The 15114-nt window shown below is 74.8% G+C and carries 13 protein-coding genes; 7 read left to right on the top strand and 6 right to left on the bottom strand.

From position 1 onward, the window contains the following. The first annotated feature begins 55 nt into the window (after positions 1 to 55). A complete protein-coding gene (locus ACQPYN_RS25360; protein ID WP_433029068.1) occupies positions 56 to 382 on the top strand; it encodes a PAS domain-containing protein in 327 nt (108 codons plus the stop codon). After that, the gene (locus ACQPYN_RS25355) at positions 351 to 764 is read left to right on the top strand and encodes a helix-turn-helix domain-containing protein (RefSeq protein WP_433029066.1); all 414 of its coding nucleotides are present in this window, start codon (positions 351 to 353) and stop codon (positions 762 to 764) included. The genes ACQPYN_RS25360 and ACQPYN_RS25355 overlap by 32 nt, the downstream gene beginning before the upstream one ends. 4 nt (positions 765 to 768) lie before the next feature. Here the strand turns inward: ACQPYN_RS25355 and ACQPYN_RS25350 are convergent, their stop codons facing one another. Then, entirely contained in the window at positions 769 to 1608 is an 840-nt protein-coding gene (locus tag ACQPYN_RS25350) for an ABC transporter permease (RefSeq protein ID WP_433029064.1), read from the bottom strand. After that, entirely contained in the window at positions 1605 to 2585 is a 981-nt protein-coding gene (locus tag ACQPYN_RS25345; RefSeq protein WP_433029062.1) for an ATP-binding cassette domain-containing protein, read from the bottom strand. The genes ACQPYN_RS25350 and ACQPYN_RS25345 overlap by 4 nt, the downstream gene beginning before the upstream one ends. Before the next feature lie 103 nt (positions 2586 to 2688). Here ACQPYN_RS25345 and ACQPYN_RS25340 point away from each other — a divergent pair, with 103 nt between their 5' ends. Continuing rightward, entirely contained in the window at positions 2689 to 4824 is a 2136-nt protein-coding gene (locus ACQPYN_RS25340) for an ATP-dependent DNA helicase UvrD2 (RefSeq protein WP_433029060.1), read from the top strand. 482 nt (positions 4825 to 5306) lie between these two features. Beyond that, positions 5307 to 5669 (top strand): WhiB family transcriptional regulator, encoded by a 363-nt coding sequence (locus ACQPYN_RS25335; protein WP_433029058.1) that lies wholly within the window; start codon positions 5307 to 5309, stop codon positions 5667 to 5669. 79 nt (positions 5670 to 5748) lie between these two features. Here ACQPYN_RS25335 and ACQPYN_RS25330 read toward each other — a convergent pair whose 3' ends face one another. The 3 genes from ACQPYN_RS25330 to ACQPYN_RS25320 all read right to left on the bottom strand — a co-directional run bounded on the left by ACQPYN_RS25330 (position 5749) and on the right by ACQPYN_RS25320 (position 8492). Continuing rightward, a complete protein-coding gene (locus ACQPYN_RS25330; RefSeq protein WP_433029056.1) occupies positions 5749 to 7062 on the bottom strand; it encodes an ABC1 kinase family protein in 1314 nt (437 codons plus the stop codon). A gap of 74 nt (positions 7063 to 7136) precedes the next feature. Beyond that, a complete protein-coding gene (locus ACQPYN_RS25325) occupies positions 7137 to 7400 on the bottom strand; it encodes a hypothetical protein (RefSeq protein ID WP_433029054.1) in 264 nt (87 codons plus the stop codon). Between the two features lie 90 nt (positions 7401 to 7490). After that, on the bottom strand, positions 7491 to 8492 hold the full coding sequence (locus tag ACQPYN_RS25320; RefSeq protein ID WP_433029052.1) for a TOMM precursor leader peptide-binding protein: 1002 nt from the start codon (positions 8490 to 8492) through the stop codon (positions 7491 to 7493). A gap of 70 nt (positions 8493 to 8562) precedes the next feature. On the opposite strand from ACQPYN_RS25320, the gene ACQPYN_RS25315 reads away from it, so the two are divergent. Then, positions 8563 to 9147, top strand: a complete 585-nt coding sequence (locus ACQPYN_RS25315; protein WP_433029050.1) for a M48 metallopeptidase family protein — start codon at positions 8563 to 8565, stop codon at positions 9145 to 9147. 3 nt (positions 9148 to 9150) lie between these two features. Here the strand turns inward: ACQPYN_RS25315 and ACQPYN_RS25310 are convergent, their stop codons facing one another. Further along, the gene (locus ACQPYN_RS25310; RefSeq protein WP_433029048.1) at positions 9151 to 10629 is read right to left on the bottom strand and encodes a zinc-dependent metalloprotease; all 1479 of its coding nucleotides are present in this window, start codon (positions 10627 to 10629) and stop codon (positions 9151 to 9153) included. A gap of 150 nt (positions 10630 to 10779) precedes the next feature. Between ACQPYN_RS25310 and ACQPYN_RS25305 the strand changes: the two genes are divergently transcribed. Continuing rightward, positions 10780 to 11823, top strand: coding sequence for a YlbL family protein (locus ACQPYN_RS25305; protein ID WP_433029046.1), 1044 nt, complete (start codon positions 10780 to 10782; stop codon positions 11821 to 11823). 186 nt (positions 11824 to 12009) lie between these two features. Further along, positions 12010 to 15024 (top strand): UPF0182 family membrane protein, encoded by a 3015-nt coding sequence (locus ACQPYN_RS25300; protein WP_433029044.1) that lies wholly within the window; start codon positions 12010 to 12012, stop codon positions 15022 to 15024. Positions 15025 to 15114 lie beyond the last annotated feature (90 nt).

Raw genomic sequence — 15114 nt, 5'->3', positions numbered from 1 at the left:
GGATTCGACGGCCCCGGCGCCGGATCGGCACCACGCGCCGGGGCATCCTCCGGCCGTGCCCACCCCGCCGGGAGTCGACGCGCTGCTCGAGCTCTTCGGCGAGCTCACCGGCGTGATGTTCTGCGCCAAGGACGCCGACGGCCGCTACACCGAGGTCAACGACGCCTTCGTGCGGCGCACCCGGGAGCGCACCCGCGCGGCGGTGGTGGGCCGGCGGGCGCGCGACCTGTTCGTCCCGGCGCTCGCCGAGCGCTACGAGGAGCAGGACGCGGCCGTGCTGGCCTCCGGTCGCCCGCTGCGCCACGAGCTCGAGCTCATCCGCCGGGGGGAACGGCGTCGCCGGCTGGTACGTGACGACGAAGCTCCCGGTGCTCGGCGATGAGGGAGTCGTCGGCGTCGTCAGCGTCTCCGAGGATCTCCGCGCTCCCGAGGACTCCGACCCGTCCCTGCCCGCCCTCGCCCGCGCCGTCGAGCTCGCCGCGAGCCGCCCCGACCGCCCGCCGCGGGTGGAGGAGATGGCCCTCGCGGCGGGCTGCTCGACCTCGGTGCTCGAGCGGCGGATGCGGCGGGTGTTCGGCCTCGCGCCCACGCAGTTCGTGCTGCGCACGCGCATCGACCACGCCCGCACCCTGCTCACGGGCACCGCCACCCCGCTGGCCGAGATCGCCGCCGCCTGCGGCTTCCACGACCAGCCGGCCTTCACCCGGCAGTTCGCCCGCCTCGCGGGCGAGACGCCGGGGCAGTACCGGCGGCGGGCTCGGTAGGGCTTCAGACGCGGGTCCGGAGCGCCCAGACCGCAAGCGGCCCAAACACCGCCGCGAAGGCCACGCCCCAGAGCAGCGTGGCGATGGCGTTGGCCGCCACCGGCCCGCCGACCAGGAGCCCGCGCAGGGCGTCGGCCAGCCGCGTCACGGGGTTGATCGACACCCAGGCCTGCAACCAGTCCGGCATCGTCTGGGTGGGCGCGAAGGCGTTGCTCGCGAACGTCAGCGGGAAGAGCACGGTGAACCCGTAGATCTGCACCTTCTCCGGGTCGCGCGCGAGGACCCCGAGCAGCACCGAGGTCCACGAGAACGCCACGGTGAACGCGACGAGCAGCCCGAACGCGGCGAGCACCGCGAGCGGGCTCGTGGTGATGCGGAACCCGAGCGCCACCCCGACCGCGAGCAGCACCACCAGCGACCAGAGCTGGCGCACCACATCGCCCATGATCCGCCCGGACAACGGTGCCGACCGGGCGATCGGCAGGCTGCGGAAGCGGTCGAAGGTGCCCTTCTGCAGGTCGGTCGCGAGCCCGGTGGCCGTGTAGACGGTGAGGAACAGCGCGTTCTGCGCGATCAGCCCGCCGAGCGAGAACTGCAGGTAGGCGTCGGTGGAGCCGCCGATCGCCCCGCCGAACACGAACGTGAACAGCAGCACGAACATGATCGGCTGGATCGACAGGTCGAGCAGCTCGGAGGGGTTGTGCTTGATCTGGACGAGGCTGCGCCAGGCCATGGTGAGCGACTGGCTCGCCCACTGGGCGGGCGTCGTGCGCCGGGACGGGGGCGCCGGCGCAGCGGGGAGGTCGGCGGCGGGTGGCCCCGCCAGCGTGCGGTCGAGGGTCACACCAGCTCCCGGTCGGTCGTGCTGTCGGAGTCGTTGCTGGACCCGGGGACCGCGCGGCGGCCGGTGAGCGCGAGGAAGACCTCGTCGAGGGTGGCGCGCCGCAACGTCAGCTCGGCGAGGCGCACCCCGACGTCGTCGAGGCGGCGGACCACGGCGGGCATGAGCGCGTCGTCGCCCGCGGGGACCGAGACCGTGTCCTGGTCGACCGTCGGCGTGGTGCCGGCGAGCTCGCCCGCGATCCGCGCCACGACCGCCACCTGCCCGGCGTCGGTGGGGCGCATCTGGAGCACGGCAGCGCCGGCGCGGGCCTTGAGGTCGTCGGGCGTGCCGGTGGCCACCACCGCCCCGCGGTCGATGACGACGATGTCGTCGGCGAGCTGATCGGCCTCCTCGAGGTACTGGGTGGTGAGCAGCACCGTCACGCCGTCGTCGGTGAGCCTGCGGACCATGCCCCACAGCTCGTTGCGGCTCGCCGGGTCGAGCCCGGTGGTGGGTTCGTCGAGGAAGAGGATGCGCGGTCGCCCGACCAGCGACGCCGCGAGGTCGAGCCGGCGGCGCATGCCCCCGGAGTAGGTGCGCGCCGCGCGCCCGGCCGCGTCGCTGAGCCCGAACTGCCCGAGGAGATCGGCGGCCCGGGCCTTCGCCGCGGCGCGCCCCTGGCCGAGGAGCCGGGCGATGAGCACGAGGTTCTCGGTGCCGGTGAGCGCCTCGTCGACCCCCGCGTACTGCCCGGTGAGCCCGATGAGCGAGCGCACGCGGTGCGGCTCGGTGATCACGTCGTAGCCGCCGACGACGGCGCGTCCCTCGTCCGGCGCCAGCAGCGTGGCGAGTACCCGCGTCGCGGTGGTCTTGCCGGCGCCGTTGGGCCCCAGCACCCCCAGGACGGTGCCCTCGGCGGCGGAGAGGCTCGCACCCGCGAGCGCGGTGGTGGCGCCGAAGCGCTTGACGAGACCGTCGGCCTCGATGGCAGGTGGCACACCTCCACCGTGTCAGAGGGGTCCGACAGCCGTCGTGGAGATTTCGGACCCGACCCCTCGTCCGGGCCCGTCCCGCCCCCGGCCGTCGGCCCGGGTTGAGAGCATGAGCCTCGTGGGCAGTGCAGCGGGCAGCGGGGCGGGGTCGGACGCGGTGGCGGGGCTCGACCCCGAGCAGCGTGCGGCGGTGCTCGCGCCGCGGGGCCCGGTGTGCGTGCTCGCCGGGGCCGGGACGGGCAAGACCCGGACGATCACCCGCCGCATCGCGCACCTGGTCGGCAGCGGTCACGTCTCCTCCGGCCAGGTCCTCGCGGTGACGTTCACGGCCCGGGCGGCCGGCGAGATGCGCACGCGGCTGCGCGCGCTGGGCGTCGACGGGCCGGGCCGCCCGCCGGTCCAGGCACGCACCTTCCACGCCGCGGCCCTGCGCCAGCTGCGCTACTTCTGGCCGCGCGTCGTCGGCGGGGCGCCGTGGGAGGTGCTCGAGGGCAAGCTGCGCTTCGTCGGGCAGGCCGCCCAGCGCGCCGGGGCGCCGACCACCCGCGAGTCGCTGCGCGACCTCGCCGGCGAGATCGAGTGGGCCAAGGCCTCGCTCGTGGCCCCGGACGACTACGCGGCGGCGGCCGGCCGGGCCGCCCGCGACGTCCCGGGCCCGGTCGAGCAGGTCGCGAAGGTCTACGAGACCTACGAGACGCTCAAGAACCGCGCCGAGCAGCTCGACTTCGACGACCTGCTGCTCCACACGTCCGCGGCGCTCGAGGAGCACCCGGAGGTGGCCCACGAGTTCCACGAGCGCTACCGCTGCTTCGTGGTCGACGAGTTCCAGGACGTCACCCCGGCCCAGCACCGCCTGCTGCGGGCCTGGCTCGGCGGGCGCGACGACCTCACCGTGGTCGGCGACGCCAACCAGACGATCTACTCGTTCGCCGGCGCCAGCCCGTCCTACCTGCTCGACTTCCCGCGCGTCTTCCCCGAGGCGACGGTCGTGCGCCTCGTGCGCGACTACCGCTCCACCCCGCAGGTCGTCTCGGCGGCGAACACCGTCATCGGGGCGGCCCGAGGGCGCGCCGCCGGCTCGCGGCTGCGCCTCGAGGGGCAGCGCCCGCCCGGCCCGGATCCCGACTTCGCCGAGCACGACGACGAGCCCGCCGAGGCCACGGCGGTCGCGGCCGCGATCGGCGAGCTGGTCGAGCAGGGCGTGCCGCCGGCCGAGATCGCCGTGCTCTACCGCGTGAACGCCCAGTCGGAGGCGTACGAGAAGGCGCTCGGCGACGCCGGGATCGCCTACCAGGTGCGCGGCGGCGAGCGGTTCTTCCAGCGCACCGAGGTCCGCACCGCGATCGCCGCCCTGCGCACCGCCGCGACGCGGGCCCCGGACGACGCCACCGGCGACAACATGGTGTCGCTGGTGCGCGCGGTCCTGGGCGAGCAGGGGCTCACCGAGGCCCCGCCCGCCGGGTCCGCCGGCGAGGGCGCCGCCCGCCAGCGCTGGGAGTCGTTGCGCGCGCTGGCCGAGCTCGCCGAGGAGCTCGTCACCACCGTCCCCGAGGCCGACCTCGGCGCCTTCCTCACCGAGCTGAACGCCCGCGCGCAGGCCCAGCACCCGCCGACCGTGCAGGGCGTGACGCTCGCGTCCCTGCACGCCGCGAAGGGCCTCGAGTGGGACGCCGTGTTCCTCGTCGGGCTCACCGACGGCACGATGCCCATCCAGCACGCCGACGGCGACGGCGACGCGGTCGAGGAGGAGCGCAGGCTGTTCTACGTCGGCGTCACCCGTGCCCGCGTGCACCTGCGGTTGTCGTGGGCGCTGTCGCGCAACGCCGGCGGCCGGCGTTCGCGGCGCCGCAGCCGCTTCCTCTACGGCCTCGTGCCCGAGGAGCACCCTGCCGCCCGGGTGCCCACCGGCCGCGGCGAGAACGGCGGCTCGCGGGGGAAGCCGACCTGCCGGCTCTGCGGCAAGCCGTTGCCGGACCCCGCGTCGGCGAAGCTGGGGCGCTGCAGCACCCACCCGTCGGACGTCGACGAGGAGCTCCTCGAGGCGCTGCGGACGTGGCGCTCCGCGGAGGCGAAGTCCCGGTCCGTGCCCGCCTACGTGGTGTTCACCGACGCCACGCTCATCGCGCTCGCCGAGCAGCGGCCCGCCGACCCGTCGGGGCTCGTCGCCATCCCCGGGATCGGCTCGTCGAAGCTCGAGCGGTACGGCACCGAGGTGCTCACCCTGCTGCGGTGGCACGCCTCGTAGGAGGCCGTCCGTGCCCGGTCGGGAGATCGCCGGGAAAGTTCTCGAAAATACGTTGCCCTCCTGCGCGGGACCGCCCTACGGTCGATCACACACCGGCGCACGAGGCTGCCGGTCGGGCGGTTCGGCCGCACGTGGGACATCGAGGGGGGCTCGCAGACATGGACATCGTCACCGTCGCGGGCACCGGTCGCCACGTCGCGAGCTGGCGTTGCTCCACGGCCTTGATGCCCTCGGGCATCGCCGTGTGCGGGCCGAGGGGACAGCAGCAGCGTCCCGTCGTCCGTGAGCGCGATCTCGCGAACCTCCCGACCTTCGACCCGCAGCGGACGTCCGCGCCCCGTCGGTGGGGCCCCTGACCTTCAGGACCCACCGGATCACACGAGGCCGCGGACCCGCTCCAGGGACCGCGGCCTCCGTCGTCGTCTAGGCGATCGACCTCCGCGGCTCCCGGCCCCGCCGACCCGCCCACCGGAGGTAGCACCGTGTCCCCCGCCGGACTACTCGAACGCCCGACCGCCCCCGACCCCGGTCCCGGGTTCCCCGACCTCTTCGACGCCCTGCCCTCCGTCGAGCTCCCCTGCCGGCTCGCCGAGGAGGACCTCTGGTTCTCCGAGGCCCCGGCCGACCTCGAACGGGCCAAGGGCCTCTGCGGTGCCTGCCCGATCCGGCGGGCGTGCCTCGCCGGCGCGCTCGAGCGGCGGGAGTACTGCGGGGTGTGGGGCGGAGAGATCTTCGACCGGGGCGCCGTGATCGCCCGGAAGCGGCCCCGGGGCCGGCCGTCCAAGGCCGACCTCGCCCGGGACGCGGAGCTCGCCGCCGCCCGGGCCGCCAGCGGGGTCGCCTGACCCCACCCAGGACCCCGCGAGGGGGAGAAGGGGGCCCGGTGCGTGTCCTGTGCGCACCGGGCCCCGGACGAGGAGTCGTCTAGGCGGCGAAGCCCGGCTGCCACTGCTCGAAGACGCCCCGCAGCGGGATCTCGGCGTCGAGCTGGCAGAGCACCGCCACCGACGCGAGCGTCACGCGGTGCACCAGCAGGTACTGCGGTGGCAGGTTCAGCCCGCGGCCGGTGGTGAACTCGGGTCGGCGCAGGTCGCCCAGGCGGTCGGCCTGCCCGCGCAGCCACGACCGCGTGAAGTGGAACTTCTCGGTGCGCAGCGGGTCGGTGAGCGGGCCGAGGTACGCGATCGCCTCGTCCGACCCCATGTCGACGCCGGGCAGCACGAAGTTCAGCTGCTTGAGCAGCTCCAGGAGCTCGTCGGCGCGGTCCTCGACCGCCAGGCGCAGCATGTGCCCGAGCTCGCGCGGCAGGCCGTCGGGCAGCTTCGCCACGGCCCCGAAGTCGATCACGCACAGGCGACCGTCGGGCAGCAGCTGGAAGTTGCCGGGGTGCGGGTCGGCGTGCAGCAGGCCCACCCGCGCGGGCGACGAGAAGTGGAAGCGGGAGAGCAGCAGGCCGACCCGGTCGCGCTCCTCGGGCTCGCCGGACCGGATGATCGCCGATAGCGGCGTGCCGGTGACCCACTCGGAGACCATCGCCTTCGGCGCCGACGCCACCACCCGGGGGACGACGACGTGCTCGTCGCCCTCGTACGCGGCCGCGAACGCGCGCTGCGCGTCGGCCTCGTCGCGGTAGTCGAGCTCCTCGGCCATGCGGTCGCGCAGCTCGGTGAGCAGCGGCTTGATCTCCATCCCCGGCACCAGCGGCTGGACCATGCGGCTGAAGCGCTGGAGCTGGCGCAGGTCGGCCATGATGGCCTCCTCCGCGCCCGGGTACTGCACCTTCACCGCGACGTCGCGGCCGTCGTGCCAGACCGCTCGGTGCACCTGTCCGATGCTCGCGGCCGCCGCCGGGGTGTCGTCGAACTCGCGGAACCGGTCGCGCCAACCCCGGCCGAACTGCTCGGCCATCACGCGGTGGGTGCGCGCGGCCGGCATCGGGGGCGCGGCGGTCTGGAGCTTGGTGAGCGCCTCGCGGTAGGGCTCGGCCATCTCCGGCGGCACCGCGGCCTCGAAGACGCTGAGGGCCTGGCCGAACTTCATGGCCCCGCCCTTGAGCTCGCCCAGCACGGCGAACAGCTGCTCGGCACCACGGCGGGCGACGTCGGCGGAGATCTCGCCGGAGTCACCCCCGGCGAGACGCTTGCCCCACCCCGCTGCGGTGCGGGAAGCGAATCCGAGCGGCAGCGAGGCCAGCCGGGCCGACCGCTGGACCGACCGGCGGGGGATGTCATCGGTCACGCAGCCGATTGTCCCCCGCGCAGTGGGTGACGGCGCGCCCAGGTCGGCTCGCGTCGACGCCGCGGGGCGGTCCTCTAGAGCGTGTCGACAACCATCGCGTCGAGCTCCAGCCACCGGCGGCGGTCGAGCAGACGGTCGATCTCCGACCGGAACAGCGCGATCAGCGCGGGGAACCGCGGGGTCGCGAACCGGAGCCGATCGCACAGCCTCGCGAGGTGCGCGTCGACCGACTGCAGGTCAGGGCAGCTGTAGGTCGCGCCCTCGGCGCCGAACACCGTGATCAGGGGGTCGTGGCCGCGGGTGTCGATCGCCGGGGGCCGCGTCATGGTGGGAGCCATGGCCGTCTCCTTCTCGAGGTCCACCGGGAGGATTGCCGACCGCGGCGATCGACTCACTCCGGATGTGACGTGCAGCCCGTGTTCCGGTCATCACGCTGCCGCCACGGGGAGGCGGTTCGTGCCCGGACGCACGGTGAGGGCCCGGCACCCGCAGTCCGGGTGGCGTCGGGCGGGCCGCGGGCGCCGGGTGCCGTCCGGGTCGAGCACGAGCGTCGCGCCGCGCGCCGCCGGGACGTCGCCCTCGAGATGGGCGAGCGCCTGGGCGGCGGCGAGCGCGGCGATCGCCGCGGCCGGGACCACCCCGACCGGGTCGCGACGGCCGGCGAGCTCGGCGGCGAGGCGGGGCCAGGTGGGGTCGGTGTCGGTGCGCCGGAGGTCCTCGCACCGCAGGCAGGGCGTCGCCCCGGGCACGACGAGCGGACCCACCGTGCCGCGGCCGTCGACGACGCCCACCGGGAGGTGGGCCCGCCCCGCGACGACCAGCTGCGACGCGGCCACCGGGTCGGGGCGGGCGCCGTCGGCGAGGACGACGAGGTCGGCGTGGGCCGCGAGCCAGCGGCGCGCCTTGTCGTCAGGCGGCCGCGCGCCCCCGCTCGCCGCACGCGCCACGGCATCGGCGGCCGCCCAGCGGGCGGGGCGCCCGACGTCGCCGGGGAGCAGGCCGGTGCCGACGTCGTCGCGCATCACCGTGCCCGCGGCCTCGACGAGCACCCGCCCGACGCCCGCCGCGGCGAGCAGGCAGGCCACGGACACCGCGATGCGCCCCGCCCCGCGCACCACCACGCGGCGCTCGGCCAGGGCATCGGGCCGCGGCGCCCCGACGAGCAGGCCCTCGGCGTGCAGGCGGGCGAGCAGCTCGTCGGCGGCGTCCGGGGCCGCGCCGGCGGCGACGGCCTCGGCCAGGACCCGGGCACGCGGCCGGGTGCCGTCGAGGGCGTCGACCATCCGCACGAGCGGCGGCGTCAGGCCGTCGACGACCAGGGCCTCGGACGGGTCGGCGCCGAACTGCAGGACGTCGGGCGCGCGGTGCAGGGCCGCGTGGCGCAGACGCGGCCGGTCGGGGAGCGGGACGGTGGGGACGGGGGAGAGCACGGGAGCCGGGGACACACCTGGTTCGACGCAGCGGAGGCCCGTCCGGATCCCGCCTTCTAGGCTCGGCGTCATGGTCGAATCGCGTCCCGACGTCGAGGTGCGTCGCAGCGCCCGGCGTCGGCGCACGGTGGACGCCCACCGCGAGGGCTCGACCGTCGTGGTGAACATCCCGGCGTCGATGTCGCGGGCGCAGGAGCGGCACTGGGTCGAGGAGATGCTGCAGCGCCTGGAGCGCGCGGACGCCCGGCGCCGCCCGGGCCGCCGCGCGGGGGACGCCGACCTCGGTGACCGCGCCGACGCCCTGGCGCGCGCCCACCTGGACCCGGTCGCCCCCGACGGCGCCTGGCCCCGGCCGGCGTCGGTGCGCTGGACGAAGCCGATGCGCACCCGCTGGGCGTCGTGCACGCCCGCCGACGCGACGATCCGCGTCAGCGAGAAGCTCCGCGAGGTGCCCGGGTGGGTGCTCGACCACGTGCTGGTGCACGAGCTGGTCCACCTGCGCGAACCGCGGCACGGCCCGGCGTTCCGGGCGCTCGAGGCCGCGTACCCGCGCAGCGAGCGCGCGATCGGCTACCTGGAGGGCCTCGCCGCGGGCGCCGGACTCCCGATCACCGAGACCGACGGCGAGCCCGACGAGGCCCCCGAGGAGGACTGAGTCCTAGGACGACGACGGACCGTCGCCCTCCCCGGGCTCGTCCTTCTCGGCGTCCTTCGCGTCCTTCGCGTCCTTCGCCTCCTGCTCGGCCTTCATCTCGGCCTCGAGGCGCGCCAGCGGGTCGTCGAGGTCGGAGAAGCTCTCCGCGGAGCCCTCGGCCTGGCCGGTCGCCACGGTCTTCGTGCCGCCCACGAAGGCGGCCGGGTCGTCGAGGTCGTCGGCGGTCGGCATGAGGTCGGGGTGCGACCAGACCGCGTCGCGGCCCTCGATGCCCCGCTCGTCGGTGAGCGCCCGCCACAGCGCCGCGGCGTCGCGCAGCCGGCGTGGCCGCAGCTCCAGCCCGACGAGGGTGGCGAAGGTCTGCTCCGCGGGCCCGCCGGAGGCGCGGCGGCGACGCAGCGTCTCGCCGAGCGCGGAGGCGCCGGGCAGGCGCTCGCCCACGGCGTCGGCGACCACCACGTCGACCCAGCCCTCGACGAGCGCGAGGAGGGTCTCGAGGCGGCGCAGCGCGACCTTCTGCGACTCGGTGGTCTGCGGCTCGAACATCCCCGAGCTCATGAGCTGCTGCAGGGACTCGGGGTTCATCGGGTCGACGTCGCGCGCGAGCTCCTCCATGCGCGAGGTGTCGATGGTGATGCCGTGGGCGAACTCCTCGACGGTGGCGAGCAGGCGCTGGCGCAGCCAAGGCACGTGCCCGAACAGGCGCTGGTGCGCGGCCTCGCGGGCGGCGAGGAAGACGAGCACCTCGCCCGCCGGGCGGTCGATGCCCTCGGTGAAGGTGGTGATCGCGGCCGGCAGGAGCGCGGCGGTGCCCTCCGGGCCGAGGGGCAGGCCGACCTCCGAGGAGGTGAGCACCTCCTTGGCGAGCTGGGCGAGCCCGGCGCCGAGCTGCGAGCCGAAGGCCATGCCGCCGACCTGGGAGATCATCCCGAGCATCGGGCCCGCCATCTGGCGGGCCTCCTCGGGCAGGCCCTCGACCCAGGCGCCCGCGACGCGCTGCGCCACGGGGTCGCACAGGCGCTGCCAGGTGGGCATCGTCGTGTCCACCCACTGCGCCGGCGACCAGACCGCGACCTGCGAGGTGCCCGACGGCAGGGTCGTCGCGTCCTCGAGCCACAGCTCGGCCAGGCGCACCGACTCCTCGGCCGCGCGCTGCTGCTCGCTCGTCGGCTTCGCGCTGCCCTCGGCGCCGAGCTGCTGGTGGGCCATCTGTGCGGCCAGCTTGTAGTTCACGGGGCCGTCGGCACCCGGGCCGGACGACTGGCTGAGCATCTGCCCGAGCTGGGTGAGCATCTGCCCGAGCTGGCCCATGTCGAAGCCACCGGGGCCACCGGGGCCGCCGGCGCCCCCCATGCCGGGCAGGCCGAAGCCCATGGGGCCGCCGGGACCCCCGGGGCCGGAGCCACCGGACCCACCGGAGCCGGAGCGGCGGGACTCGTCGTCGGAGTCGGACGGCCCGAAGCCGAAGGGCAGGTCACTCATGGTGCCGACGGTACGCGGCCCGGACACCCGCGTGGGCCGTCAGCGCACGCCCACGGCGAACGCCCAGGAACTTCCCAGCCGGCGCACGGGCCGGACCCCGTGCACGGGTGCGGATCGGTCGTGCCCGAGCAATCACTACCCTGACCGCCCGTGACCCGGCTGCGCGCGACCCTGGCGCTCGGACTCGTGCTGGCCGGGGTCCTGGGCCTGCTGGGCGCCACGGTGCGGGTGCCGTTCGTGGCGCTCGGCGACGGCCCGACGTTCGACGTCCTCGGCGCGGGCGCGGACGGGCGCACGGTGGTGGACGTCAGCGGCCCGGTCCCCGTCTACCCGACCACCGGCCAGCTGCGGATGACGACCGTCGCGGTGACCACCCAGGTGACGCTCTTCGGCGCGATGGCCATGTGGGCCTCGGGCGAGGAGCAGGTGCTCCCGCGCGAGTCGGTCTATCCGCCGGGGCGCTCCAGCGAGCAGGTCGACCAGGAGAACACCCGGCAGTTCGCGCAGTCCGAGACCGACGCGGAGGCCGCGGCCCTGCGCTACCTCGGCTACCCGACCGCCGTGCAGGTCGGCTCGGTGCTCGACAACTCCCCGTCCGCGGGCCGTCTCGCCCCCGGCGACCGGATCGTGGCGGTCGACGGCCGCCCGGTGACGACGCCGCAGGAGGTCGTCGACGCCCTGGCGCCGACCCGCCCGGGCCAGACGGTGACGGTGACCGTGCAGCGCGGCCCGCTCGGGGCGCCGGGCCCGCGCACCGACGTCGCCGTCGTCGCCGCGGCCCGCCCCGACGGCGACCCGCGCGGCTTCCTGGGCGTGACCCCGACCAACATCGTCGACTCGCCCGTGGACGTGCGGATCAGCCTCGGCGACATCGGCGGGCCCTCGGCCGGCCTGATCTTCGCCACGGCGATCGTCGACAAGCTCACGCCCGGCGATCTCGTCGGGGGACGGGTCGTGGCCGGCACCGGGACGATCGACGCCACCGGCCGCGTCGGCGACATCGGCGGCATCCGCTTCAAGATGGACGCCGCCCGCCACGACGGCGCGCAGGTGTTCCTCGTCCCCGCGGGCAACTGCGCGGAGGCCGTCACGGACGTCCCCGACGGGCTCCAGCTCGCCAGGGTCGGGACGCTGAACGAGGGCATCGCCGCGCTCGAGGCGATCCGCGCCGGGCGCGCGCCGACCCCCTGCTGAGATCCCGACACCCCTGGTGAGCGGGCCCACCGCCCCCGGAGCAGGGCGTGAGGGGATCCGGACATGCCGGGCCACGTCGACCCCACACGGTATTCGTAGAGTGGCGCCCTGAGAGACACGCACCGAGATACACGTACGCCCGGCCACGATTGCGCGTCCGGCCCCCGCTATCAGGAGAGTGACCCCGTGGCCAACCGGCCCCCGACGGCGACCCCCCAGCTGTCGCGACGGACGAAGACGCTGCTGATCGTCGGCGCGGTGGCGCTCGTCGTGCTCCTCGGCGGCGCCCGCCTGGTCGACGTGTACGTCGACTGGGCCTGGTTCGGCGAGGTCGGCTTCCGCGGCGTCTTCACGACGATCCTGTGGACCCGGGTGCTGCAGTTCGTCGTCGCCGCCGTGCTCATGGGCGGCCTGCTCGCCCTCAACCTGGTGATCGCCTACCGGGTGCGGCCGGTGTTCGTGCCCGTGGCCGGCGCGGCCGCCGAGGACCCCGTCGCCCGGTACCGCACCGTCGTGCTCGCGCGCCCCCGCTGGTTCGCGATCGGCATCCCCGCGGTCGTCGCGCTCATCGCCGGCCTCTCGGCGCAGGCCGACTGGCAGACCGTCCAGCTCTTCCTGAACTCCACGGCGTTCGGCGTCGCCGATCCGGTGTTCGGCCACGACATATCGTTCTACGTCTTCCAGCTGCCGTTCTACCGCTGGCTGCTGAGCTGGCTGTTCGTCGCGATCGCCGTGAGCTTCGTGGCCGCGCTGGTGGCGCACTACCTCTTCGGCGGCATCCGCCTGGCCGGGCGCAACGGCGCGGTCGCCCCCCCGGCCCGTGCCCACCTCGCGGTCCTCGCCGGCACGTTCGTGCTGTTCAAGGCCGTCGCCTACTTCTTCGACCGCTACGAGCTGCTGTTCTCCGACCGCAAGGCGGCCGAGGGCGGCGCCAACTTCTTCGGCGCCACCTACACCGACCTCAACGCCGCGATGCCGGCGAAGCTGATCCTGCTGATCATCGCGGTGATCTGCGCGGCCGCCTTCTTCTCCGCGGTGGTGCTGCGCAACCTCCAGATCCCCGCGATCGCGCTGGCACTGCTCGTGCTCTCCAGCGTCCTGGTCGGGGCGGCGTGGCCCGCGGTGCTCGAGCAGTTCTCCGTGCGCCCCAACGCCATCGACCGCGAGGCGGAGTCGATCTCGCGGAACATCGCGGCGACGCGCCAGGCCTTCGCGCTCAACAACGTCGGCGTCATCCCCTACGCCCCGCAGGTCGCGTCGGCCGCCGGGAACGCCGCGATCCCGCCGCAGGACGTCGCGAACAGCCAGGCGACGCTGAACAACATCCGCATCCAGGACCCGTCGCGGCTCAACCGCACGTTCGCGGTCCAGCAGCAGCTGACGAACTTCTACAGCTTCTCGCCGGACCTCGACATCGACCGCTACACGGTCGGCGGCCAGCGGCAGGACTACGTGCTCGCCGCGCGCGAGATCAACCCCGACGCCCTCATCGGCAACCAGCAGGACTGGATCAACCGGCACCTCGTCTACACCCACGGCCAGGGCCTCGTGTCGGCGCCGGCCGACCGCGTCAACGCCCCGGCGAGCGCCGAGGCGAGCCAGGGTGGGCTGCCGCAGTTCGAGGTCAGCGACTCGAGCAACCCGGGGCCGTTCGGCATCAGCCCCGACGGCGCCCGCATCTACTACGGCGAGTTCCTCGGCGGCGCCGACGACTACGCGATCGTCGGCGGCAACCCCGGTGAGCAGGGTCGCGAGTACGACGGCCCCGGTCGCCCGGCGACGGCCTACGAGGGCCCCGGCGGCGTCCCGGTGGGCAACTGGGCGCAGCGGCTGATCTTCGCCGCCGCCTACGGCGAGCGGAACATCCTGTTCAACGGCTCGATCGGCGAGAACTCGCGGATCATGTACAACCGCACGCCGGTCGAGCGCGTCCAGAAGATCGCGCCGTGGCTGCGCACCGACGTCGACCCGTATCCCGCGGTGGTCGACGGCCGGATGCAGTGGATCATCGACGGTTACACGACGCTGCCGCGCTATCCGTACGCCCAGCAGGTCGACCTCGGGCAGGCCACCAGCGACTCGCTGCGCCCCGCCACCCCGAACGGTTCCGCCGGCTACATGCGGAACTCGGTGAAGGCCACCGTCGACGCCTACAGCGGCGAGGTGCACCTCTACGCGGTCGACGAGCAGGACCCGGTGCTGCGCACCTGGATGGGGGCCTTCCCCGGCGTCGTCCAGCCGTCCGCGGACGTCCCGCCGTCCCTGCGGGCGCACTTCCGGTACCCCGAGGACATCTTCAAGGTCCAGCGCGACCTGCTGACCCGGTACCACGTCGAGAACCCGCGCGACTTCTTCTCGACGCAGAACTTCTGGACCGTCCCGGAGGACCCGACGCGCGAGAGCAACGCGTCGATCCCGCCGTACTACCTGCTCGCGGGTGACCCGCGACCCGGCGCGGCGCCGGACACCCAGTTCCAGATGACGAGCACGCTGCTCGCCCTCTCGCGACCGAACCTCTCGGCCTATCTGTCGGTGAGCTCGGAGCCCGAGAACTACGGGCGGATGACGGTGCTCGAGCTGCCCGCGCAGCTCACCGGCGACCAGCGGGGGCCGCAGGGTCCGCAGCAGGTCCAGGCCGAGCTGCTGACCAGCCAGTCGGTCAACGGCGGGCTGTTCACGCTGCGGCAGTCGGGCACACCGGTGCAGGTGCAGTACGGCAACCTGCTCACGCTGCCCGTCGCCGGCGGTCTGCTCTACGTCGAGCCGATCTACGTCGAGCGGAACGCGCAGACGTCGTTCCCGCAGCTGTTCGGCGTCATCGCCCGCTTCAACAACGGCGACATCGGCTACGCGCCGACGCTGCAGGGCGCGCTGCAGGCCGCGTTCCAGGGCGTGCCGCTCCCGCCGGGGCTCAGCGTCCCGGGCCTGGGGGCGGTGGCGCAGCAGCCGGCGGCGCCGGGCGTCAACACCGGTGGCGGGCCGCTGCCCACCGGCCAGCAGGGTCAGACGCTGAGCCCGGAGCTCAACCAGGCCGTCACCGGGATGAACGACGCCCTCGATCGGCTCTCGCAGGCCCAGGCCGCGCGGGACTTCCGGGGCATCGGTGACGCCGAGGCGGCGCTCGACGCCGCGATCGCGCAGTTCCGGGCGGCCACCGGGGCCGCGCCTGCCACCGCCACGCCGGCCACCGCCGGCGGCTGACGGGTCCCCCGACGGGCTCCTGATGGTCAGCGGCCCCACCCCACCCCCTCGGCGGGGTGGGGTGGGCGCCGGTGTACCGTTACGGACACA

The sequence above is a fragment of the Actinomycetospora sp. CA-053990 genome (assembly GCF_050948445.1).
GTDB classification, from domain to species: Bacteria; Actinomycetota; Actinomycetes; order Mycobacteriales; family Pseudonocardiaceae; genus Actinomycetospora; species Actinomycetospora callitridis.
This window is presented reverse-complemented; position numbering and strand designations above follow the sequence as displayed.